This window comes from Flavobacterium mekongense, assembly GCF_047038255.1.
In the GTDB taxonomy this organism is placed as follows: Bacteria; Bacteroidota; Bacteroidia; order Flavobacteriales; family Flavobacteriaceae; genus Flavobacterium; species Flavobacterium mekongense.
Genome location: NZ_CP174374.1, coordinates 2,468,772 through 2,492,501, shown reverse-complemented (window position 1 = coordinate 2,492,501; position 23,730 = coordinate 2,468,772). Strand labels below are relative to the sequence as shown.

The following is a 23,730-nucleotide window of genomic DNA, read 5'->3' as shown; positions in this document are numbered from 1 at the left end:
TTAGGCTGGAACAGCATTGCTTCATAGTTTAGCCTCTTGGTTTTTAAGCATTAAAAGATTAAAAAGTCTTCTTAAATGCAACGTTTATTTGTCTTATCGTTTTACATGAATACTATGAAAAAAATTACCCTTACTGATGTTTATTGTGTTTTATGGTTGGTATGGATGTTAACCCTTCCGGCCTACAGTCAGTGTACCACCGGAGATCCTGTATCATCGGTGGCTTTTACGCCAAACTACACCGGAGATGCAGAAACGATTGATTTGTTTTCGGCGGCTAACGGTAAATACCACAAGCTGAATGTATTGGCCAATCGTTTTTATACCTTTTATGCCTATAAAACCAGTAATGTTGAACAAGGCTATCAGGACTACATCACTATTACAGATGATCAAGGTTTCTATTTGGCTGCCGGTAACTCGCCTTTGGTTTTTAAGAATTTTAATTACACCGGTGAGGCGCGAGTGTATTATCATACCAATGAAGCCTGCCAAACTAACAACATAAACAAAACGGTTTATGTGATGAGTTCCCTACAAGATCGCTTTCCACCGGTAAATTTGAATGTTACGAATGTGACTACCAACGGTGTTTCGTTTAGTTGGCAATGGAATTGGATAGGGACAGCTCCCGCCAATTATCAATATCACATCATTGAAGCTCCGGGCAGTTTTGGCTTACCAGTTCCGCCTACCAACACCGCTGATGCGGCTTTCACCGGATTTTCTGCTACCAACTCCGCTACTGTTACTAACTTAAATCCAAACAAACGTTACCACTATTGGGTGCGTTCTAATTATAACGGGCAATACAGTGTTTGGATGCAAGGCGGAGAGTTTGTAACCTCGAGCGTAATTTGTAATCAGCCCACTAATCTAACCGTTAACAATATCACCGCTAATTCTGCATTTTTTACTTGGAATGCTCCCAGTCCGGCACCATCAAACGGTTATGAGTTTGCTTATAATTTAACCGGATTAGAACCCAATGCCTCGCAAACTTCTTATCCTTTAAATACCAGCATACTCATTAATAATTTATCAAGTAATACCACGTATTATTACTTTGTAAGGTCTAATTGTAATACCGTACAATCCGGTTGGTTGTTTGGAGGTACTTTTACCACACCGCAAGGATTTAATTGTAATAGTGCCTTGTATGGTTTGCATCCGTCAGCCACATATACTCCAACTTGTACCGGTAATCCCGAGACCATTGTAACTGATGCCAAAGCCGGCGAATATTCGAATGTTGCTGTAGTAGCCAATAAGCAATACACCTTTGGTAGTTCGACAACTACCGATTATATTACCATTACCAATGCTTCGGGGACGGTTTCTTATGCCACAGGAACAACACCTTTGGTATGGCAATCCGGAGCTTCCAACGAGACCATACGTTTTTATCTTCATACCAATTCCTCTTGCGGCACCAGCACTACTTTGCGTACCAAAACCATTTCTTGCGCACCGTCTGCCGGTTGTGCGCCTCCGACTAATTTAACTACCACTAACGTTGGAGTGAATCAAGCCAGTATTGGTTGGACGGCTTCAGTTTCCAATCCGTCTTTATACGATGTTTATTTTTCTACCGCTAATACGGCTCCAACAAGCGGAACGACTCCCAATGGCAGTATAACAACCACATCGGCTACACTTAATAATTTAACAGCGTCTGCAACCTATTATTATTGGGTTCGTTCGAATTGTGATGGTCTTGGCAGTAACTGGATTTCCGGAGGTAGTTTTACAACCTTAGCTGTAGGAGCATGTATTACCGCATTGTATGGTTTGTATCCTGATACCACCTTCAGCCCGTCATGTTCCGGAAGTGCCGAGTTGATTGCCAATGATACTTGGGCAGGGGAGTATGCTACTGTAAATATATTAGCGAATCGTACTTATGTTTTTTCCAGTTCTGTAACCACCGATTATATCACCATTGCAAATGCTGCCGGGACTGCTATTTTGGCAAGTGGGTTATCGCCATTATCATGGAATTCCGGAACAAATAACGGTGTATTCCGTTACTATCTTCACGCTAATGCCAATTGTGGAAATCAAAATACCAATCGTTCAAGATTTATCAGTTGTCAGACCACTGCATCTTCTTGCGGTGCGCCTACTGCGATAACTTTTTCGGCTATTACTTCCGGTTCTGCCTTAGCTTCATGGACAGCAGCTACTCCGGTTCCTTCATCGGGCTACGATGTTTATTTGGCTACTTCAGCTACTGCTCCGGTGGCGGGAACTACACCCTCGGGTAATGTGACAGGAACTGCTGCAACGCTAAACGGATTGTTAGCCGGAACGGTTTATTATGTTTGGGTTAGAGCCAATTGCGGGACTGCACAGAGTGCTTGGATTTCCGGTGGTAGTTTTACCACGTTATCAGCCAATGGTTGTACTACCGCTATTTATGGATTATTTCCGGATACTACTTTTACACCAACTTGTAGCGGTACGGCGGAGTTAATTGTGAGCAATGCTTGGGCAGGAGAATATGCTAATGTGACTATAGTTTCCAATCGCTCTTATACCTTTTCGAGTTCGGTAACTACCGATTATATTACGATTACCAATGCCGCAGGCACCACAGTTTTAGCCCAAGGTGTATCGCCTTTGGTGTGGAATTCTTCGGCTAACAGTGGTGTTTTTCGCTATTATTTGCACACCAACGCCTCCTGTGGCAGTCAGGATACCAATCGCTCTCGATTTGTTGCTTGTCAGACGCAAGGCGGTTGTGCAGATCCGACCAACATCAACATTATCTTTGCGACAGCTACTTCCGCTTCTTTTTTGTGGACCGCTGCTAATCCGGCTCCGGCCAATGGGTATCAATATTATATTTCTACTTCAGCTACAGCGCCAAACACTTCAACTGTTCCTACCGGAACTGTAGTCAATCAAACTACGGTAAATGTGTTTGGTTTGAATCCTAATACGTTGTATTATTTCTGGTTGCGTTCCAATTGTACGCCAACAGCAGGAGCGTGGATAAGTGGCGGATTTGTAACTACTCAAGGAACTTCAACTTTTTGCAATACAGCGGTATACGGACAGCATCCTGCTACCACTTTTACGCCGACTTGCACCGGTGCCAATGAATTGATTGTGAACAATGCTCGTGCGGGGGAATACACTACTGTGACTATAGTACCCAACAAGCAATATACTTTTACCAGTTCGGTAACCTCAGACTATTTGACCATTACCAATAGTACAGGAACCGCTTTAGTTGTTAGCGGACTTTCGCCATTAGTGTGGAATTCCGGTGCAACATCCGGAGTGTTACGCTATTATTTGCATGCTGATGGCGCTTGTTCGTTTGAAAACGCTAATCGTATTCGTTCCATTAGTTGTGACAATACTCTTGATATAGGTGAGACCTCCCAAAACAAGTTTGCAGTATATCCGAATCCAACCTATTCCATGGTTACGGTGGCTGCCCAACAAATTATTTTAAAAGTAGAGATGGTCAATTGCTTAGGGCAACAAGTAGCCTCTCAACAGGTCATGTCAGCTCAAGCTACAATTGATTTGTCAACGCAGGCAATGGGGATTTATTATCTGAGAATATACACGGTAGAGGGTATAGAAACCGTTAAAGTAATCAAACAATAAATCAAAAACCCGAAACGAGCGTTTCGGGTTTTATATTTTGAGTTTATTTTAGAGAATTAACTTTTATTCTTACTCCCAAATCAATACCCTACATACTCCGTAATCTCCAATCCATACCCAATCATGCCCACCCGTTTGGTTTGTTGGGTGTTCGAGATTAAGCGGATTTTGGAAACGTCTATATCGTGAAGGATTTGAGCACCTATGCCAAAGTCTTTGCTGTCCATTTTAATTTGAGGTGCTTTCAGAATGCCTTGCGTTTGCATGGTTTTCAGTTCCGATAGCCTGTTGAGTAAATCGCTGGAGTCGCGCTCACTGTTAATAAACACTACAGCGCCTTTTTCCTCTCGGTTGATAAGGTTAAATACTTCGTCGAGCTTTTTATCCATGCTGTCGGTAAGCGAATTCAGGATGTCGTTGTTCGATTGGGTAGAGATGATGCGCGTTAAGATTGGCTCTCCGGCACTCCAGCTGCCTTTGGTTAAGGCCAAATGCACTTGCTTGTTGGTGTTTTGCCAGTAGGCTCTTAAGCGAAACGACCCAAAGCGGGTTTTCATCTCAAAGTCTTCTTTCTTGTCAATCAGACTATCGTGCTGCATGCGGTAGGCCACCAAGTCTTCTATAGAAACCAGTTTTAAGTCGAATTTCTTTGCCACTTCCACCAATTGCGGTAGGCGCGCCATAGTACCATCTTCGTTCATAATTTCCACAATCACACCAGCGGGTTTAAAGCCAGCCAAACGTGCAAAATCGATGGCGGCTTCAGTATGTCCTGTTCTTCTCAACACACCGCCTTGTTTGGCTGTTAAGGGGAAAATATGTCCGGGACGTGCTAAATCGTGCGGTTTCGTTTCGTCGTTGACCAAAGCTAAGATGGTTTTTGCTCTGTCGGCTGCCGAGATACCGGTAGTTACGCCATGACCTTTTAAATCCACCGACACGGTAAAAGCCGTTTCCATGTGGTCGGTGTTGTTTTTGACCATCGAATGCAATTCGAGTTCGTTGCAGCGCTTTTCGGTGAGCGGAGCACAAATTAAACCGCGTCCGTGGGTAGCCATAAAGTTAATCATTTCCGGTGTTACCTTTTCGGCAGCGGCCAAGAAATCGCCTTCGTTTTCACGGTCTTCATCATCTACCACGATGATTACTTTGCCTTGGCGGATGTCTTCTATGGCTTCCTCTATAGTGTTGAGTTGTATTTTGGTGTTGTGGTCCATGGTAGTGTTAGTGGTTGTGTTGTTTTATCCAAAGGCTGTTATAACCGTAAAACAAGAAGTAGAACGGAAACCCTGCCAATAGTAAAACAATTAGTGGTATGTCGTAGTGGTTTTGTGTCATTTTTCCGAGTTTGGATAAGCATTGGTGTGACTTGAAACTTCCAAATAAAAGTAGTAGACTTAATGCAGCGGCCACACCCATTAGAAGTTTAGTGTCAGTCATTTCAAAAAAGAAAAGCACCAATAAAACGATATTCGATACCAAGGCCATCAAACTGTAAAGTTGATAGGTCGAAGCTTTATATTCAATCGTTTCTATCACTTTGCCCTCCGGTAATTCCGCTGTAGCGTTAGGTTTATCGGATAAGGTGTTTAGATAGTCATGAATTTCATCGGTGCCGATAGCCAAATCAGGGATAACCGAATTTAATGCCGGTTCGGGTTGGGTTTTATCCGGAAATATTTTATTGAAGAAATTAGACAACCAATCAAAGTTCAAACTAAAGCCTTTATCATCTGTGGCTCTTTTGGTCAGCATAATAGCAAATGGCGTTAACACAAAAGCCGACATCCAACAACCCAAGAAAGGAGACAATTCGCCTTGCTGCGCTACCTTTTTACCAAAAGTATTGATGAAGTGGAAAATGATAAAAATCAATATGGCAAATACGATAGGCAATCCCAAACCACCTTTGCGAATAATAGCGCCCAGCGGTGCTCCGATAAAGAACATCAGCAAACAAGCATAGGCTATAACAAACTTGTCGTACAAAGCAATCCAATGCTGGTTGATGTTTTTTAATCGGCTGTTAATTTCATATGTAGTTGACTCCAGAGTGAAAGCAATACCGTCTACGGTACTAGATGCTACACGTAAGATATGCATTTTGTCGGAGGTGCTGAAATTGTCTAAGATATTGTTTTTTTTGAGGCTAAGCGTAGGTTCAAATCGGGATCCTAAAGTTTGTACTACCACGCGTTGGTTGATGTTATCTGCATAGGATTTCACTTCTTTGTTGAAGTTTTTTTGCAAAGAATCCAAGGTAAAAGACAACTCGCTTACATTGAGCATGGTGTTGGTATTGGTAATACTTTCCTCGTTTAAATTGGCATTGTTCAACTTAGATAAATCAATATTGATTACGTAACGCTGAAAGGTACTTTTGGCAAAGGGCATCTTGTTGCGGTCTTCATACTTTTTAGGGATGATGTCTTCGTAGTAGTTACCATCTTTTAAAACCAATTGCAAGGTATTCGAATCTTCGCTGCTGATGAGTTCCCCTTTTTTAGCCTTGATTACGGTATTGCTACCTGCGCCAACGGCTGCTTTTTTGTGAATGGTAACACCACTAAGGAATCTGCCATTGTCACCCGATTTTTTTTCTACTTTAATGCTATAAACACCCACATCACTAAACTGTCCTTCGGCTATCGCCATGGCGGGTTTAACTTGGGCGATGTTTCTGCGGAAGTTAATGAACTTGTATTCGGCGTATGGAATCACATTGTTGGCAAAAAAGAACGCCACTATGCTCAAAAGGAAAATAAAAACTGTTAGACTTCGCATGGCGCGTTGTAAGGAAATGCCCGATGATTTCATGGCGGCAAACTCATAGTTTTCGGCCAAGCTACCAAAGGTCATGATAGAGGCTAACAATACCGAAAGCGGTAACACCAACGGAATGATACTTGGCATTTTGAAAAGCAAGAACTTTAGAATCATTATGATATCCAAGTCCTTTCCGGCCAATTCTGAAATGAACAGCCAAACTACTTGTAAAACGAATATAAAAAACAAGATTACAAATACCGTAGTAAATGTAATCAAGAAAGATTTTAATAAGTAGCGGTCAAGTATTTTCACCCGAGCTTAATCTATTTTATTGATGTAGTAATTTGGATATTTACTCGCCACAAAGGTAAACTGATTTTTCGATAAAGGCTGATTGGTTTTAAAAGAATTAACAGTCAATGTTGTTTTTGAACCGTTTCTGCCCATTTCAATTACGTTGTAGATGTTTTTGGTTTGCGAATCTATTCCTAAGAACACCTCTTTGCGCGGGTCTTTAGGGTTGGTGGGCACCAATTTGATGTATTGAATTTTACGTCCTTTTACGTCTTGCAGTATGTCCCAGTAGTACTTGTAACCGCTGTTAAAAAAGGTCAGCATTTTGGCCGGGGTAACTGTGTTCTCATCTTTTTCATTCACGCTCGAAATGGTAATTTCTTCATCTTCCGGCACTATGGTGTAGCTTTTTTTACCGTCGAATATTTTGGTCACGCCCAAAAAGTTCAACACATATTTGTTGCCTTCCAACAATAAATTGCCTTTACTTTCTTTATTGATATTCTCCTTAGTATTGGTTAACGTGTATTTAAAGTCGATCGAAATGTTTTGGTAGGTTTTTACCTTAGCCGTTACTTGGTCGAGCAAGTCTTTGGCTTTTTTATCCTGTGCATTAGCCGTCAAAGTGGTAATCAGCAACAATGCAAGAGATAGCAGCTTGTTCATTTTAAGAATTGTTTTGTTCATTGATAAAAAATTGTTCTAACGAAGCCAAGTCGGGTATGTTTACACTACGCGCTTTACTTCCTTCAAACGGACCTACGATACCGGCAGCTTCCAATTGGTCTATCAATCTTCCGGCGCGGTTGTAACCCAGTTTCAGCTTTCTTTGCAATAATGATGCCGAACCTTGCTGAGCCGTAACAATAATTTCTGCGGCTTCTCTAAACATGCTGTCGCGTTCCGAAATGTCGAACTCCAAGTTTACACTGCTGCCTTCTTCGCCCACATATTCAGGTAGGAGATAGGCGCTCGCATAGGCTTTTTGAGAGCCGATATAATCTACAATTTTTTCTACTTCAGGCGTATCTACAAAGGCACATTGTACACGCACCAAATCGTTTCCGTTAGAGTACAACAAATCTCCTCGGCCTATAAGCTGATCAGCACCTTGTGTATCTAAGATGGTTCTGGAGTCAATTTTAGAGGTTACTCTAAAAGCAATCCTTGCCGGGAAATTGGCCTTGATAATACCGGTAATTACGTTCACCGATGGTCTTTGCGTAGCAATAATCAAATGAATACCAATGGCTCTGGCCAATTGTGCCAAACGAGCAATAGGTGTTTCCACTTCTTTACCGGCAGTCATAATTAAATCGGCAAACTCGTCTACTACTAAAACAATGTAAGGTAAGAAACGGTGGCCGTGTTCAGGGTTTAATTTACGCGATTTGAACTTTTCGTTGTATTCTTTGATGTTGCGCACCATAGCGTCTTTTAACAAAGAATAACGGTTGTCCATTTCCACACAAAGTGAGTTCAGGGTATTGATTACTTTGGTGTTATCGGTAATGATAGCATCTTCTACATCAGGCAATTTGGCCAAGTAGTGACGCTCGATTTTATTGAACAAAGTCAGCTCAACTTTTTTAGGGTCAACCAACACAAACTTTACTTCTGCGGGGTGTTTTTTGTACAATAGCGAAGTCAGTACCGCATTCAATCCCACCGATTTTCCTTGTCCGGTGGCACCGGCCATAAGTAAGTGCGGCATTTTAGCCAAATCGACTACAAAGGTTTCGTTGGAGATGGTTTTTCCTAAGGCAATCGGCAATTCCATTTCGGCTTCTTGGAATTTGGCCGAAGCGATTACCGTTTTCATTGGTACCATAGTTGGGTTTTTGTTCGGCACCTCAATACCGATGGTACCTTTACCCGGAATAGGAGCAATGATACGAATTCCTAATGCTGAAAGCGATAGTGCAATATCGTCCTCTAAACTTTTAATTTTAGAGATACGAATACCGGCTTCGGGTACAATTTCGTATAAAGTAACCGATGGTCCTACGGTAGCTTTGATTTGGGCAATATCAATTTTGTAATTGCGCAGGGTTTCTACAATACGGTTTTTATTTTCTTCTAATTCTTCCTGATTGATGGTAATACCTACCGAAGCGTATTCTTTCAGCAAGTCAATCGTGGGAAATTTGTAGTTGGATAATTCTAAAGTCGGATCAAACAATCCAAAATCGGCCACCAGTTTAGCTGCTAAGTTTTCTTCTACAACATCTTCATCTGTAGCTTTTTCAATAACAAAAGCTTCATCGTTGGTTTCAATAAATTCTTTCGCCGGTTCGGTGATTGTTGGTTCTGTTTGTAAAGTAGGCGTAACCGTTTTGATGGTTGGCTCTAAGTTGATTTCCGAAGCGTGTTCGATTGTAGGTTTAAGGGCTTCTTTATTAATTTCAAATGATGACGTTTTCAAAACCGGCTCTGCTATGGGTTCTTCTTCTTCGGTCTCGTTTACGGCAAATTCTTCTAAGTTGTAATCGGTGCTTTTATTTTCAGGGATAATGCTGCTGATGTCTTCCTTGATTTCTTTGTGTTTTTTCTCGAAGAATGATTTGATGGCCTCTGGCGACACTTTGATTTTAAAAATCAAATACACTATAATCGAGAACACCAATACCAATACCGTTCCGGTTTTTCCGATGTAGTCTTGCAGGAACAAGTTCATTTCATAGCCTACTGTTCCGCCTAATTCCGGTAAGTTGTCGGCAAAGAAACCAAATAAAATCGACACGATGATTAGGGCGAATAAGTCCCAAAACCAGGTGTTTTTTAATTTGCGAATCGGTAAGTCTAAGATGAGGAATGCACCACTTAAAAAGAGTAGCTTGACAAACAAAAAAGAGGCTACTCCAAAACCGCGGTAAATGAATAAATCGGCCAGGTAGGCGCCAAATTTACCCAACCAGTTCTGAGCGCCTTCGCTACGGTCGGTTAAGGCTTCAATAGTACTTTGATCGGCTTGTCCGTGTAAAAAGAAAGAAATAAAAGAAACCAAAAAGGCTATGGAAGTCAGCACCAATACAAAACCGAACAAAATGCGGTATTGCTTTTTAGTCTTCAATATTTTCAGTTCCAAATTCGGATCTTTTTCTTTAGTCTCTTTTTTTACTGTTTTTGCCATGAATACGTTATAAAGCTATAAAAATAGAAATTTAATCGGAGGTTTAGCAAAATTTAGGCACATAAATAAGCAATCCCACGGCTATAGCCGCCAAGGCTGCAAACATCACCGCACCGGCCGCAATATCTTTTATAAAACCAATTCTTTCATGGTACTCGGGATGCACAAAATCAGCAACTTTTTCTACCGCGGTATTCAAGCTTTCTATACCTAATACCAAACCGAAAGCCAGAATTTGCATCATCCATTCGTAGCGGTCAATTTTGAAATAAAATCCGGCTATAATCATCAAGACAGCCAAGGAAGACTGTACCATTACACTGTGTTCAGTGGTGATGAGTTTGAAAGCGCCTTTAACAGCAAAGCCGACACTTTTGAGTCGGCCACTGAAAAAAGCGTTGTCTTTTTCGAATCCCATATTATAAAGCTGCTAAGGCTGCGTCGTAATTAGGTTCGTCTGCTATTTCCGCTACTTGCTCGGTATGAACGATGGTGCCGTTTTCATCTAATACAATAACCACACGAGAATGCAAACCGGCTAATGGACCATCAGTTATTTCCAAACCATAGTCTTTCCCGAATGCTCCGGTATTAAAATCGGATAAGTTGATTACGTTGTCTAAACCTTCAGCACCGCAAAAACGTTTTTGGGCAAATGGTAAATCTCTGGAAATACACAATACTTTGGTGTTTTCTAAGTTACTCGCTTTGGCATTAAACGCTCTTACTGAAGCGGCACAAGTACCGGTATCAATACTTGGAAAAATATTTAAAACCACTTTGCTGCCGGCAAAATCGGCCAAAGAGGCAACGCCTAAATCAGTTTTAACCAATTGAAAATCGGGTGCTTTGGTACCGTTTTTTGGTAAGTCACCGTTGGTGTGAATCGGATTTCCTCCTAAAGTTATTGTAGCCATTGTATATAATTTTTTGATTGCCAAAAGTAGGTAAAATATTTGAAAATTTAGTTTCAGAATTCAAGATTGAAATGAGAGAAGTGTAATTTTTTAAAAAAATATTTGTTTTATAATATTGATTTATCGTAATATTGCAATATAAAAATAAAATAGATATGGGAGCGTCAAAAACAGAATCTTTTTCTCCGGAGCAAAATGAAATGGCAAGCTTATTCAAAGCCTTGTCACATCCGGCCCGCATCGCAATAGTAGATTATTTGTTGAAGGTAGATACTTGTATTTGCGGTGATATAGTGAATGAATTGCCATTGGCACAACCTACCATTTCCCAACATTTGAAAGAATTGAAAAATGCCAACATCATCCAAGGCACTATAGAAGGTACTGCCATTTGTTATTGCATTAATCCTGATACGATGGAAAAAATAGAAAGTCACTTCGGGATGATTCGCCAAAAGTTGAAAAATAAGTGTTGTTGAGTTCGAGGGAAACCCCTTCAACTGTGCTCAGGGTGACAGATTAGGGAAAAGGGAAAAGGGAAAAGTATTTTTTCCAGCAATCTAAGTAGTCTAACAATCTAAGTAGTCTAACAATCTAAGTAGTCTAACAATCTAAGTAGTCTAATATGAAATTATCAGAAATTAAAAACGAATTACAAAAGCTAAACACTATAGCTTTTCAATTGCCGAATGGCGATTTGGTCCCAAGTCATTTTCATGTCACCGAAGTAGGCAAAGTAACCAAACATTTTATCGATTGCGGCAGTACGGTTCGCCAAGAGGAAGTGGTGAATTTTCAATTGTGGGAAGCCAATGATTATGATCATAGTTTGCATCCTGAAAAGTTAGTGCACATTATAGAGCTTTCTGAAAAAGTATTGGGGTTGCCCGATGCTGAGATTGAAGTAGAATACCAAATGAGAGATACCATTGGAAAATTCAGCCTGGATTTTGACGGAACGAATTTCTTGTTGACATCAAAACAAACCGATTGTTTGGCTAAAGATCATTGTGGCATTCCGCCTGAAAAATTAAAGGCCAAAATAGGTGAGTGGAAGCCAAAAACTGCCACTTGTTGCACACCGGATTCGGGTTGTTGTTAATGATAATAAAACGATTAAAATGAAAAAAAGATTAGGGTTTTTAGACCGCTTTTTAACCTTATGGATTTTTTTAGCCATGTTGGTTGGAGTAGGTATTGGTTATTTTATCCCGAATTCCGCCGATTTTATCAATTCATTTTCCTCCGGTACTACCAATGTGCCTTTAGCGATAGGCTTGATTTTGATGATGTATCCGCCCTTAACCAAAATCGATTTTTCGAAAGTACCGTTGATGTTTAAAAAACCGGGATTGTTAACGGCTTCCTTTTTGGTTACATGGATAGTCGGACCGTTTTTGATGTTTTTATTGGCGACTTTTTTTCTGAGAGATTATCCCGAATACATGACCGGTTTAATCATCATAGGCATTGCGCCTTGTATTGCTATGGTGATAGTGTGGAACGAATTGGCCGGAGGCAACCGCGAATTAACCGCCGGTTTGATTGGAATCAATAGTTTACTGCAAGTCTTCTTTTTTAGTTTGTATGCGTATTTCTATTTGAAAATCATGTTGCCCTTGTTTGGTATTCAAGGATTGGAATTAGAAGTAACTGTATCGGAAATTGCCCAAACAGTGGGTATTTATCTCGGAATTCCTTTTGTTTTAGCCGTGCTGAGTCGCTATTTGATTAAAAAGTTCTTGGGCGACAAATGGTTCAACCAAAAGTTTGTGCCGTTTGTTTCTCCGATAACTTTAATCGCTTTATTGTTTACCATAGTTATTATGTTCAGCTTGAAGGGAGAGATGATTGTTGATTTGCCACTGGATGTTATTCGGATTGGCATCCCATTAGTCATTTTTTTTATAGTCATGTTCTTTTTGATGTTTTTTATTTCGAAGAAAGTCGGCGCCGATTACCGAGATGCCGCTGCTTTGTCTTTTACGGCTTCGGGGAACAATTTCGAGTTGGCGATTGCGGTTTCCATAGGCGTTTTCGGAATTAACAGCGGTCAGGCTTTTGCCGGCGTCATTGGCCCTTTGGTGGAAGTACCGGCTTTGATTTTATTGGTGAATGCTGCTTTTTGGTTGAGGAAGAAATATTTCACTCCAAATCCCTGAATTTTTAAACTAAACCGGATTTTATTTTTACAGATTTAAACGAATTTAATAATGAAAAACATTTTAGTACTTTGTACCGGAAACAGCTGTCGCAGTCAGATGGCGCACGGCTATTTGTCGCATTTTACCAATCCTGAACAAGTCACGGTTTACTCGGCCGGAGTGGAAACCCACGGTGTTAATGCCTTAGCGATTGCCATAATGCAGGAAGACGGTATTGATATTTCAAAACATACCTCTAACAATGTGGAGGAGTATTTAGACATTCCTTTTGATTATGTGATAACCGTTTGTGATAATGCCAATGAGCGCTGTCCGTTCTTCCCGACACAAGCCGTGAAGTTGCACCACAATTTTCCGGATCCCAGCAAAGTAAAAGGGTCAACCACAGCAGTGATTGAAGAATTCAGAAGGGTACGAGGAATGATTAAAGACTATTGCAAAGACTTTGTTGCAGCCTATAAATTATAAAAAAAGTCCTGAGCAATCAGGACTTTTCTTTTAAGTTATTTACAACCACGGATTACACAGATTAACACAGATTTCATTTTTTAATCAAAAGAAATCCTTTTATCCTTTTAATCAGTGGCTCAATTTATTTAAACGTGCAACGCTCTATTATCCGTAGCGGCTAAAGCGGCTTCTTTCACGGCTTCGGCGAAAGTCGGATGCGCATGTGACATACGTGAAATATCTTCAGCAGAAGCACGGAATTCCATCGCGGTTACGGCTTCGGCTATCAAATCGGCGCAACGGGCTCCAATCATGTGAACACCCAAAACTTCATCGGTTTTGGTATCGGCTAAGATTTTTACAAATCCGTCGATATCACCACCGGCACGAGCTCTACCTAAGGCTTTGAACGGGAAACTTCCGGCTTTGTAGTTTATACCGTCGGCTTTTAATTGTTCTTCGGTTCTCCCTACAGCCGCAACTTCCGGCCAAGTATATACTACACCCGGAATCAAGTTGTAATCGATATGTGGTTTTTGACCCGCTAAAATTTCGGCCACCATAACACCTTCTTCTTCAGCTTTGTGAGCCAACATGGCGCCGCGCACTACATCACCAATCGCATAAATGTTCGGTACGTTAGTTTGCAAATGATCATTTACTTCCACCATACCTCTTTCAGTTACTTTCACTCCGGCTTTATCGGCTGCTAATCCGTCGGTGTAAGGGCGACGACCAACCGCTACTAAACAGTAATCGCCGTCAAAAGTGATGGTATTGCCTTTAGCGTCATCGGCTAAAACGGTAACATTTTTCCCTTTGCGGGTTACTTCTTTTACTTTGTGAGAAGTGTAGAATTTCATGCCTTGTTTTTTCAAAACTTTGGTTAGTTCTTTCGATAAACCGCCATCCATACCCGGAATGATTCGGTCTAAGTATTCAATTACTGAAACTTGAGCGCCTAATCGCAAATACACTTGTCCTAATTCGATACCGATAACACCACCACCAATGATGATTAAGTGTTTCGGTACTTCCGGTAATTTCAAGGCTTCGGTAGAAGTGATGATACGTTCTTTGTCGATTTTAATGAACGGTAAAGAAGATGGTTTTGAACCGGTTGCTATGATGATATTTTTCCCTTCGATTACTTCAGAGGAACCGTCGGCTTTGGTAATTTTTACGTGAGTAGCGTCTTCAAAAGAACCCAATCCTTCAAAAACGGTAATTTTATTTTTATCCATTAAGAACTTTACGCCGCCACTGGTTTGGTCAACTACCGCTTGTTTGCGGGCAATCATTTTTTCCAAGTTCACTTTTACTTTTCCGGACACTTCGATACCGTGGTCGGCAAAGTGTTGCAATTCTTCATAATGATGAGAAGAAGCCAACAATGCTTTAGAAGGAATACAACCTACGTTTAAGCAAGTTCCTCCTAAAGTACTGTATTTTTCAATGATAGCGGTTTTGAAACCCAATTGGGCACAACGAATAGCTGAAACATATCCGCCCGGCCCTGAACCTATGATGACAACGTCAAATGAACTCATGATGGTATATAAATTAGTGTGTTTTAATTTTTGTGTCACAAAATTACAGTTTTTATTTTACTAAAAAGCGAAATTATTTGCTTAAAAGATATAGTTCTGTTACAGGGTAAAGGCTGTGGTATTTTTCACTTCACCAATCATAAAACTACTGTGTGTACTGCCTATGTGTTGTAAGGTGGTGAGTTTGGTTACCATAAATTCGCGGTAAGCTTCCATGTCTTTTACGCAAATTTTCAGAATATAATCGTAATCGCCACTCACGTGAAAACACTCTAACACTTCTTCGAGTTTTACTACTTGGTGCTCAAAGGTGGTGAGGAATTCTTTGGTGTGTTGGATGAGTTTGATGTGACAAAATACCACAAAGCTTTTGTCGATTTTAGCCCGATTCAACAAGGCTACATACTTGTCGATAATCCCTTCTCGCTCCAACTTTTTTATCCGTTCATAAACCGCTGTGACCGAAAGATTGAGCTTTACCGAAAGTTCTTTGGTGGTTTTTTTGGTGTCTTGTTGTAGTAAGGTGAGGAGTTTTTTGTCGGTTGTGTCCATGGTTTGCAGGTTTCGGGTTTCGGGTTGGAATAGTTTTAAAAACTAAAGTTAGTCTTTTGAAGGTATAAATTTAATAATATTTTCACTTAAAGTTATATTTTATAGTTTTAAAATCTATATATTTTTATTTGTATTGATTTATTGTCTATTTAAATTGAAATTTGAACTTTAAATGAATCCAACTTTATGAATCCCAACTCAGAACCTTCAACCTTCAACCCGCAACCCGCAACAAAAACGAATTTCCACCCGGCCGATAAAATTCAAGACCTACAATACTTTGGTGAATTCGGTGGTGTTAATCCTTCCATATCCGATAGCTCGACTTATACTTTTCTTTCGGCCAAAACCATGTTTGATACCTTTGAAGGTAATGCCGAAGGGTGCTATTTGTATTCGCGCCATTCATCGCCAATGAACTTGTACTTAGGACAAGCTTTGGCAGCTATGGAAGGTACCGAAAGTGCTAATGTTGCGGCTTCCGGTATGGGCGCAATTACCCCTGTTTTGCTCCAATTGTGTGCTGCCGGAGACGAGATAGTCTCCAGCCGTACCATTTATGGCGGAACCTACGCTTTTATGAAAAATATGTTGCCGAAATGGAACATCAAAACGAGGTTTGTAGACATTACTAATCTGGAACAAGTGGTTGCGGCCATTACCAAAAATACCAAAGTATTGTATTGTGAAACAGTAAGTAATCCATTATTGGAAGTGGCCGATATTGAAGCTTTGGCTGTTATCGCCAAAATCCACAACCTTAAATTGGTAGTGGACAACACCTTTTCACCATTGTCGGTAGCACCGGCAAAACTGGGTGCTGATATTGTGATTCACAGTTTAACCAAGTTTATTAATGGTAGTAGTGATACCGTTGGCGGTGTGGTTTGTGCTTCGCAGGATTTTATCAACGATTTAAAAAATGTGAACGACGGTGCCAGTATGCTTTTAGGGCCAACCATGGATAGTTTGCGTGCCGCCAGTATTTTGAAAAACTTACGCACGTTGCATATTCGCATGAAACAGCACAGTCACAATGCGATGTACTTGGCACAAAAATTTGAAGCCGATGGATTAAAAGTGGTTTATCCCGGATTAGCCAGTCACCCGAGTCACGAATTGTACGCCAAAATGATCAATCCCGAATACGGTTTCGGCGGTATGATGACTGTAGATGTAGGCAGTTTAGACAAGGCTAATGAGTTGATGGAATTAATGCAACACCGTAACTTAGGGTATTTGGCTGTGAGTTTGGGTTTTTATAAAACACTATTTAGTGCGCCCGGCAGTTCAACATCGAGTGAGATTCCGCTGGAAGAACAAAAAGCGATGGGCTTAACCGATGGCTTGATTCGTTTCTCAATCGGTTTAGACAATGATATTGAACGCACTTATCAAATGATGAGACAGTGCATGGCAGCATTAAACGTTTTCTGATTTTTTTAATTTAATTGTAAAGATCCGTCGGTACGCCATTACCGTCGGATTTTTATTTTAGCAACTTTTCCAACTGAACTTTGATATTGCTTAAAGGCGTAGCTATCGCATTCACATATTGAAAATTCCCGTCACGTTTGTTGCTGATGGACAATTGAATAGGGCAGGCTTCACTTTGAATGGCGTTGACTTCAAATTCATTTTGCTCCGAATTGTAAACCAAATACGGTGCGCCGGAAGAACCAAAACGAAAGTAGCCTTTGATTAAATAGCGCAATCCTTCCAATACATAATTACCGCCAATGCGTTCCGAAAAAATGGAAAAATGTTCCGTAAATCCATCAATTTGGGCCTTGTTCAATAGTTTACCCACTTCACTGGTGGGCGAACTTTGCAAGCAGTAATAGTCTTCCTGAGCATCGGGCAAAATATCAAATTTGATTTTAACTGCCGGCATAGCATCAATGATTTCTTGAGGTGTGTTTACGATTTTATACAAAGCGATATCATCTCCATAGAAGGCTTCAACCAAGGCTAATTCTATTAAAAAAGTATGTCGGTTGATGGCCTGTTCGGCAAAACTGGTATTGGAATTGAAAAGATTGGTCAAGTCAGCGCTTTGATAAAACAGCGGCTCCTTGAATTGGACAATCAAATGGGCTTGGCAGATTTTTTTCTCTAAAAAAGTGACCCAGCGTGTATCGAAATTGATTTGTCGCAAAGCATCTATCATCGCATTAAAATCATTAGGATTGTTACTGTTCCAATAATAGCGCTGGCTTGCGGGATTGAGGTGAAAACAGTTGTCAAACAATTGCCGTTGCGGTTGGTTTAAAAACGGAAGTATATCACGTTCAAAAATTCCTGTATCGATTGATTTGAATATTTTGGCTTCGGTTTTTAAATTATGTGCTACAGTCAAGAAATACCCTTGTCCTATGTGGAAAGCACAAATATTATTCTCAAAATGTCTGAGTTGCGGTAACTCTATATTTTGCGTAAACATGATTCGGAACAAAGGCGAGGTTTGTTCGTGAGTCAGTTCGAGTTGTTTGGTGAGTTTGTCCATCTTCATACCTAAATAGTAATTGCTGAAAACCAAATATACCAAACAAATCATCACTGCCGATTTTTAGCGTGATTTTCTTACTGAATTTATTAGTTGACTTAGTCATTTTGATAGCTACTTTCTTCGTAACTTTAAGCTATAAATAGTTTATCATGATTAGTCTCAAAAGTATCCAAACCGAAGTAGATGTTTCTTACCTCTATAAAATTTTAGCTGAGAATGAAGAAGATGCTAACGTTGCTGCGGTTTTCAGGCAGATGAGCGACATTGAGCACAGTCACGCCTTGGGTTTTTTAGCCAAAAATAATTTGGATGAAAGTCATTTACCAAAACCTTCCGGAAGAGCGAAAACACTGCATTGGATTGGCAAATGGTTTGGTTATGATTATATTTTAGGCGTCTTATTGGATACAGAAAAAAGTGTTTCCTCTTCCATTCTTAAAGCCCGAAAGCATAGCCAAACCCAAGAGTCAATATCAGATACGGCTCATGTTGCCATATTGAAAAATATCCTCAACGGTAGCACCAATGTATCGGGAGCCAATTTAGCCCGATTTGAAAAGCGCCATCGTTCTGTTGGAGGGAATGCTTTACGCGCTGCTGTTTTAGGTGGTAACGATGGTTTGGTTTCTAATTTCAGTTTGGTGATGGGCATTGCCGGTGCCACCAGTGGTCAGGATGAAGTACTGTTGGCCGGAATGGCCGGATTGTTGGCCGGAGCGCTGTCTATGGCTTTGGGCGAATGGATTTCGGTAAAAAGCTCACAAGAATTATACGAAAATCAGATGCAATTGGAAATGGAAGAGTTAGAAACCAATCCAGAAGGAGAACAACAAGAATTGGCTTTGATTTATATGGCTAAAGGTATCCCTGAGTCGCAAGCTAAAGCAATGGCGGCCGAGTTGATGCAAAACAAAAGTCAGGCTCATGAACTGTTGATTAAAGAAGAATTAGGCATTAACCCGGAGGATTTGAAAGGATCGGCTATGGAAGCGGCGCTGACTTCCTTTTTCTTATTTGCCATTGGCGCTATAATTCCGGTATTTCCGTTTTTCTTTTTGGGTGGTATGCAAGCTGTAATCATCAGTACAGTTTTGAGTGCGGCCGGTTTGTTTTTAATTGGAGCAGCCATTACCTTGTTTACCGGTAAAAGTGTTTGGTATTCGGGAATGCGACAAGTACTATTTGGTTTAGCGGCTGCAGCCATCACTTTCGGTATTGGAAAATTGATTGGCGTTTCCGTTGCGGGATAAAAACAGGAGGTCTGTGTCAGACCTCCCGTTTTGCTTGATTTGGATTTATCATAAATCAATACCTCTTGATACTGTTGCTAATTGAATTATCGCTTTGATACCTTCAACTGATAAATCAAAATCATATCCAAATGTAGTGTTTTTTACAACAAGGGACTGTTAAAAAAATATTTTTAACTTCAACTTAACGTTGCTTTAGTAAGGTGAATAGGATGCTTATTCATCATACATTAATTCAGTGTGTATTGCACGCTAATTTTAGTGTTGAGTAATTTCGAAATCGGACAATTGGCTTCTGCATCTTTGACCAATTCGTCAAATTTAGCTGCTTCAATTCCTTCCACCTTAGCAGTAAGGGTTAAATTTGAAGCGACTATAGAACCGTCTTCAAAAACGATTTCCGCGTCGGTCTTCAGTTCGGTAGCGGTAAATCCGGCCGCTTGTAAATTGAAAGCCAATTTCATAGAGAAACAGCCGGCATGTGCGGCACCGACTAACTCTTCGGGATTGGTTCCGATACCTTCTTCAAAACGAGAACCAAAGGAATACTGTGTCTGATTTAAAACGGTGCTTTGCGTAGTCAAATGACCTTTGCCGTCTTTTCCTGAGCCGTTCCAAACGGCAGTTGCTTTTCTTTTCATACCTAGAAAGTTTAATAACTATAAAAGTACATCTTTTTTTGACTTCTTTCCGTCAGTTTACCATAAAGTTACTGTCATCGGGTAAGTTGAGCCCAAACAAAATGGGGATGGTGTCCATCACGGCGTACCATTTTTACCCAGAGTAAGGTTAGGTGCTCTAAATGCAAAGCTTGATCCAGTTTTCCTGTGTCCAAAGGTTCGAACCCAAAAGTCTCAATCAGACCCGCAGTTACTTTTTTGGCATCCGCATCATTACCGGCCAACATCATCACCGGTTTTACGTTGTAATTCGGATAGACCGCATCGGCAAAATTTTCAAAACCGTAAATGGTAAAGGCTTTTACCACTTTGGCATCCGGTGCCCATTCCTGAATTTTTTCACTACCCGAAATCTGGCTCTGCAAGCCATGTGAAATTCCGGGTCCGACCGGATTGGTACAATCAACCAAAATTTGATGTTTAAATCGAAGTGATTTCAGCAGACTTTCATTCGCATGGAATGGAGTGGCCAAAAAAAACACTTCAGCCTCGTCCACTGCCTTTTGTATACTTTTGATTACGAAGTTCGGATTTAGCTTCAGTGCTTTTTGCACACTTTCAGAGCCACGGTCCTCGGTTGCAATTACAATTTGATGCCCTTTTCGTTCCAACTGATTGGCCAAGGCAAAGCCCACATTACCAATCCCAATAAATGCTATTTTCATCGTTTTGTGTTTAAAAGTTTTACAACTAATAGCGCTGCGGCTTCACCGGAGTTTTGTTGTTGACCGGTAATTAAATTGCCGTCTTGTATGGCATAAGCGCTGAAAGGTGCTGCTACTTTAAAATGAGTATCCGTTAGTTTTCGCGCTTCGGTCTCTATGCGATACGGTTGGATTTTCATGCCTACTGCCTGATCGGCAAAATCTTCCTCGGCATCAGCAAAACCGGTCCATGTTTTGCCTTTAACCAATAAGTCACCATTTGATTTTTTGGCCTCCAACAGTAAAGTAGTGGAGTGGCACACCGCAGCCGTTGGCTTACCCGATTCGTAAAATGAAACCAATAGTTCTTCTAACGCTTTATTACCTCTGAAAGTATACATCGGACCTTGTCCGCCAACTAAAAAGAGGGCATCAAAATCTTCTGTGTTTACCGCTGTTATTTTTTCTGTATTGGCCAACATTTGATGAAAAGATTCTTGTTGCAGATAGCCCAGCGTAATCACATCATGAGCCGCATAGCCACTGGCATCCGTCGGATTGGAATAGCTGTCCATCATCAAAGCGCCGCCTTCTGTAGAAACCAAAGTTATATCATAACCGGCTTCCTGAAATACGCGTAACGGGTGGGTTAATTCGGCAGCCCAAAAACCAATAGGCCAACCGGTTTGTGGACTCACACTTGGTGAACTGGCCACCATTAGTATTTTTCCTTTGCTTGGGGCACCGTGAAAGTGCACATAGTGTTCGGTTTCTTGTATCGTACTCATAACTTTTTTAGTTTTGTTTCACACAAAGCTATATCGGTATCGTGCTAAATACAATAACTGCGTATCTTTGTAAGTCACTAACAAAAATGTAAGTATGCCCGATTTTGTAAAAGACAATCATTTGTTTCACAACCCGGTAGAATTTGCGATGAGTAAAATTGGCGGGACCTATAAAATGCCGATTCTTTGGCGCTTAAAAGATAAGAAATGGCGTTTTAGCGAATTGCAAAAGAGCCTTTCCCATGCTTCCGACCGCATGTTGTCTAAAGCTTTAAAAGAGTTGGTCGAGGATGGTTTTGTAACCAAAGAAATTTTTCCGGAAGTACCTCCTCGAGTAGAATATACCATTACCGATAGAGGGCAGAAAACCATACCGGTAATTGAAATGCTTCGTAATTATGGTTTGGATTTACTACAAGAATTTGAAGTAGAACATCCTAAGCGTTAATACTTTCCACTCAGCAACTCACCACCAATAGTCGATTTGGCCTCAATGCCCAATTTTTTCATCATTTCGTACGTGGTACAAACGGCAGCTGAAGTCACCGGAATCCCGCATTCGGCCTGAATCAAATCGATGGCTTCCAACGATGGCATTTGTACACAAGCTGAAGCTACTAATACATCAACATCCGTCAAATCCAGTTGTTTGTAAATTTCCAACAAATTCAGTGGGTTTTGAGCGGCCACTTCTAAGTTATCGGGAATTTCTAAAGCAATACTTTCTTTTACTTTGATGCCTTGGTGTTCTATATAATCGACCACTTTGTCGGTGAGCGGTCGCATATAAGGCGTAATGATTGAAATTTGTTTAGCACCCAATACTTTCAAACCATTAATTAAAGCTCCGGCCGAAGTTACTATAGGAGTTGGGAAATCATTCGCCACCGTTTCCTGATGCAAGTTCACTTCCGAAACACAATGATAACCGCGTCCCATACTCATAATTGCTACCAAACAAGCGTAACCCATCACATCCACATGGGCGTCCGACAATTCTTGGGCACATTTCAAACTCATGGCATCCATGGCTTCGAGTTCTTCTTTGGTTACTTTCTTCATTCGCATGCGACTGCTGTGAAACGTAAAACGTTCCGGCAATATGGTTTCTCTGGCCCTGAAAATAGCCGGTATTTCGGTTTCCATCGTCACATTCGACGAGGGAACTATTTGTCCTATTCTGTACTTCTTCATGTTTATTTTTATCTTTATCTCGGGCGTTTACCTTCGGTCAGTCGGCTTGCGCCTCGTGTCCCTATCGGGTCGGGCTTTCCGTTACAATCTTTTTAGGATTGTATTTCCCTTTCGCTTTGCTTCAGGGCAATCCTAAAAAGGATTTCCACTGCAATCCCTAACGCAGCTATTATTTTTACCTGACAGCCACCGGCTGTCCTCCTCTTAATATCAAATCTAACGCAATATGTTTTTTACTTGGAAATCTCCTTAACGGTATTGACTATGGTTCCTATTCCTTCCACCGTAGCTTCTACCATATCGCCATCATACAGCCATTCTTGAGGGTCGCGTCCTGCGCCAACACCAGCCGGAGTACCGGTAGCGATAATATCTCCAGGTTCTAAAGTAAATACAATGCTTAAATCTTCAATCAAGTCGTTGATGTTGAAAAGCATGAATTTTGTATTGGAATTTTGTTTTTCGATACCGTTTACTTTTAAAGACAAGTTTAGGTTGTGCGGGTTTTCAATTTCATCTTTGGTCACTAAAATTGGTCCCATCGGCGCAAAAGTGTCTTGTCCTTTGGAAACTATCCATTGGCCTTCTCGACGGCAATCGCGCGCCGAAATGTCATTGATAACCGTATAACCAAACACATAATCCAAGGCATCCGCTTTCGGCACATACTTACCGTGTTTACCAATTACGACGGCCAATTCCACTTCCCAATCCAATTGCGAAGTCAGTTTGGTGTTCTTAATAATCTCTGTATTGGTTCCGGTAACCGTTGTAGGCGGTTTGGAAAAAATAATTGGTTTTTGCGGCAACTTTCCGGTAGTGTCTAAAGTTCGGGCACTTTCCGCCACGTGTTCGGTATAGTTTAATCCGATACCGATGATGTTTTTTCTGGGTTTTTGAATAGGTGCTAAAAGCGTTACTTCTTCCAAGGCGTAAGCAATTTCTTTGAAGTAATTTTCCGGAGTTTCCGCCACCATTTCGTTTAATTCGGCTATAATTTCAATGCCCATGTCAATCAAGTCCAACATGTCGGAAGGCAATGGGAAATTAGAAATCTCACCAAAGTCTTCCATATCGATGACTTGGTTGTTGTGTAGGAATCCTAAACGGGGTTCGGTGTCGGCAGTTTGGTAAGTGAGTAGTTTCATTTTATAAGGTACTAAGGCGCTGAAGCGCTAAGGTTCTGAGATTTTAGTTTGTTGTATGTTCTA

Annotated in this window: 21 protein-coding genes and 1 pseudogene; 8 read left to right on the top strand and 14 right to left on the bottom strand. The window is 40.8% G+C overall.

The window, feature by feature from the left end; translation table 11 throughout:
* Positions 1-75: 75 nt before the first annotated feature.
* The gene (locus ACJG85_RS10810) at positions 76-3,624 is read left to right on the top strand and encodes a fibronectin type III domain-containing protein (protein WP_412476407.1); all 3,549 of its coding nucleotides are present in this window, start codon (positions 76-78) and stop codon (positions 3,622-3,624) included.
* Positions 3,625-3,704: 80 nt separating this feature from the next.
* On the opposite strand, the gene ribB is transcribed toward ACJG85_RS10810, so the two are convergent.
* The 6 genes and pseudogenes from ribB to tpx form a co-directional block, all read right to left on the bottom strand.
* Positions 3,705-4,841, bottom strand: a complete 1,137-nt coding sequence (gene ribB, locus ACJG85_RS10805; RefSeq protein WP_409677911.1) for a 3,4-dihydroxy-2-butanone-4-phosphate synthase — start codon at positions 4,839-4,841, stop codon at positions 3,705-3,707.
* Between the two features lie 448 nt (positions 4,842-5,289).
* Positions 5,290-6,705: pseudogene (locus ACJG85_RS10800) on the bottom strand (LptF/LptG family permease); the annotation flags it as partial.
* 6 nt (positions 6,706-6,711) lie between these two features.
* Entirely contained in the window at positions 6,712-7,353 is a 642-nt protein-coding gene (locus tag ACJG85_RS10795) for a LolA family protein (RefSeq protein WP_409677908.1), read from the bottom strand.
* 1 nt (position 7,354) lies between these two features.
* Positions 7,355-9,820 (bottom strand): DNA translocase FtsK, encoded by a 2,466-nt coding sequence (locus ACJG85_RS10790; RefSeq protein WP_412476406.1) that lies wholly within the window; start codon positions 9,818-9,820, stop codon positions 7,355-7,357.
* A 43-nt stretch (positions 9,821-9,863) separates the two neighbouring features.
* On the bottom strand, positions 9,864-10,238 hold the full coding sequence (locus ACJG85_RS10785) for a diacylglycerol kinase family protein (RefSeq protein WP_409677902.1): 375 nt from the start codon (positions 10,236-10,238) through the stop codon (positions 9,864-9,866).
* Between the two features lies 1 nt (position 10,239).
* The gene (gene tpx, locus ACJG85_RS10780; protein WP_412476405.1) at positions 10,240-10,737 is read right to left on the bottom strand and encodes a thiol peroxidase; all 498 of its coding nucleotides are present in this window, start codon (positions 10,735-10,737) and stop codon (positions 10,240-10,242) included.
* 155 nt (positions 10,738-10,892) lie between these two features.
* Here tpx and ACJG85_RS10775 point away from each other — a divergent pair, with 155 nt between their 5' ends.
* From ACJG85_RS10775 to ACJG85_RS10760, 4 genes are all read left to right on the top strand, one after another.
* Complete coding sequence (locus ACJG85_RS10775) at positions 10,893-11,216, top strand: ArsR/SmtB family transcription factor (RefSeq protein WP_409677897.1); 324 nt, start codon at positions 10,893-10,895, stop codon at positions 11,214-11,216.
* A 146-nt stretch (positions 11,217-11,362) separates the two neighbouring features.
* Positions 11,363-11,839 carry a DUF6428 family protein gene (locus ACJG85_RS10770; RefSeq protein WP_412476404.1) on the top strand — a complete coding sequence of 159 codons (477 nt, stop codon included), beginning with the start codon at positions 11,363-11,365 and terminating at the stop codon, positions 11,837-11,839.
* A 19-nt stretch (positions 11,840-11,858) separates the two neighbouring features.
* Positions 11,859-12,899, top strand: a complete 1,041-nt coding sequence (gene arsB / locus ACJG85_RS10765) for an ACR3 family arsenite efflux transporter (RefSeq protein WP_409677891.1) — start codon at positions 11,859-11,861, stop codon at positions 12,897-12,899.
* 51 nt (positions 12,900-12,950) lie between these two features.
* Positions 12,951-13,370, top strand: a complete 420-nt coding sequence (locus ACJG85_RS10760; RefSeq protein ID WP_412476403.1) for an arsenate reductase ArsC — start codon at positions 12,951-12,953, stop codon at positions 13,368-13,370.
* Positions 13,371-13,498: 128 nt separating this feature from the next.
* Here the strand turns inward: ACJG85_RS10760 and lpdA are convergent, their stop codons facing one another.
* A complete protein-coding gene (gene lpdA, locus ACJG85_RS10755; protein WP_412477193.1) occupies positions 13,499-14,902 on the bottom strand; it encodes a dihydrolipoyl dehydrogenase in 1,404 nt (467 codons plus the stop codon).
* 99 nt (positions 14,903-15,001) lie between these two features.
* The gene (locus ACJG85_RS10750) at positions 15,002-15,454 is read right to left on the bottom strand and encodes an Lrp/AsnC family transcriptional regulator (RefSeq protein ID WP_412476402.1); all 453 of its coding nucleotides are present in this window, start codon (positions 15,452-15,454) and stop codon (positions 15,002-15,004) included.
* Between the two features lie 186 nt (positions 15,455-15,640).
* Here ACJG85_RS10750 and ACJG85_RS10745 point away from each other — a divergent pair, with 186 nt between their 5' ends.
* Positions 15,641-16,891 carry an aminotransferase class I/II-fold pyridoxal phosphate-dependent enzyme gene (locus ACJG85_RS10745; protein ID WP_412476401.1) on the top strand — a complete coding sequence of 417 codons (1,251 nt, stop codon included), beginning with the start codon at positions 15,641-15,643 and terminating at the stop codon, positions 16,889-16,891.
* Positions 16,892-16,943: 52 nt separating this feature from the next.
* On the opposite strand, the gene ACJG85_RS10740 is transcribed toward ACJG85_RS10745, so the two are convergent.
* Entirely contained in the window at positions 16,944-18,011 is a 1,068-nt protein-coding gene (locus ACJG85_RS10740) for a hypothetical protein (RefSeq protein ID WP_412476400.1), read from the bottom strand.
* 101 nt (positions 18,012-18,112) lie between these two features.
* On the opposite strand from ACJG85_RS10740, the gene ACJG85_RS10735 reads away from it, so the two are divergent.
* Positions 18,113-19,213, top strand: coding sequence for a VIT1/CCC1 transporter family protein (locus tag ACJG85_RS10735; RefSeq protein WP_412476399.1), 1,101 nt, complete (start codon positions 18,113-18,115; stop codon positions 19,211-19,213).
* A gap of 230 nt (positions 19,214-19,443) precedes the next feature.
* On the opposite strand, the gene ACJG85_RS10730 is transcribed toward ACJG85_RS10735, so the two are convergent.
* From ACJG85_RS10730 to ACJG85_RS10720, 3 genes are all read right to left on the bottom strand, one after another.
* Positions 19,444-19,854 (bottom strand): OsmC family peroxiredoxin, encoded by a 411-nt coding sequence (locus ACJG85_RS10730; RefSeq protein ID WP_409677874.1) that lies wholly within the window; start codon positions 19,852-19,854, stop codon positions 19,444-19,446.
* Between the two features lie 74 nt (positions 19,855-19,928).
* The gene (locus ACJG85_RS10725; RefSeq protein ID WP_412476398.1) at positions 19,929-20,558 is read right to left on the bottom strand and encodes an NADPH-dependent F420 reductase; all 630 of its coding nucleotides are present in this window, start codon (positions 20,556-20,558) and stop codon (positions 19,929-19,931) included.
* The gene (locus ACJG85_RS10720) at positions 20,555-21,325 is read right to left on the bottom strand and encodes a type 1 glutamine amidotransferase domain-containing protein (protein WP_412476397.1); all 771 of its coding nucleotides are present in this window, start codon (positions 21,323-21,325) and stop codon (positions 20,555-20,557) included. Before ACJG85_RS10720 ends, ACJG85_RS10725 begins: the two co-directional genes overlap by 4 nt.
* Before the next feature lie 94 nt (positions 21,326-21,419).
* Here ACJG85_RS10720 and ACJG85_RS10715 point away from each other — a divergent pair, with 94 nt between their 5' ends.
* Complete coding sequence (locus ACJG85_RS10715) at positions 21,420-21,773, top strand: winged helix-turn-helix transcriptional regulator (RefSeq protein WP_409677867.1); 354 nt, start codon at positions 21,420-21,422, stop codon at positions 21,771-21,773.
* Here ACJG85_RS10715 and ACJG85_RS10710 read toward each other — a convergent pair.
* A complete protein-coding gene (locus ACJG85_RS10710) occupies positions 21,770-22,519 on the bottom strand; it encodes a maleate cis-trans isomerase family protein (RefSeq protein ID WP_409677864.1) in 750 nt (249 codons plus the stop codon). The two genes, ACJG85_RS10715 and ACJG85_RS10710, sit on opposite strands and share 4 nt — an antisense overlap.
* A gap of 233 nt (positions 22,520-22,752) precedes the next feature.
* A complete protein-coding gene (locus ACJG85_RS10705; protein WP_412476396.1) occupies positions 22,753-23,667 on the bottom strand; it encodes a fumarylacetoacetate hydrolase family protein in 915 nt (304 codons plus the stop codon).
* Positions 23,668-23,730 lie beyond the last annotated feature (63 nt).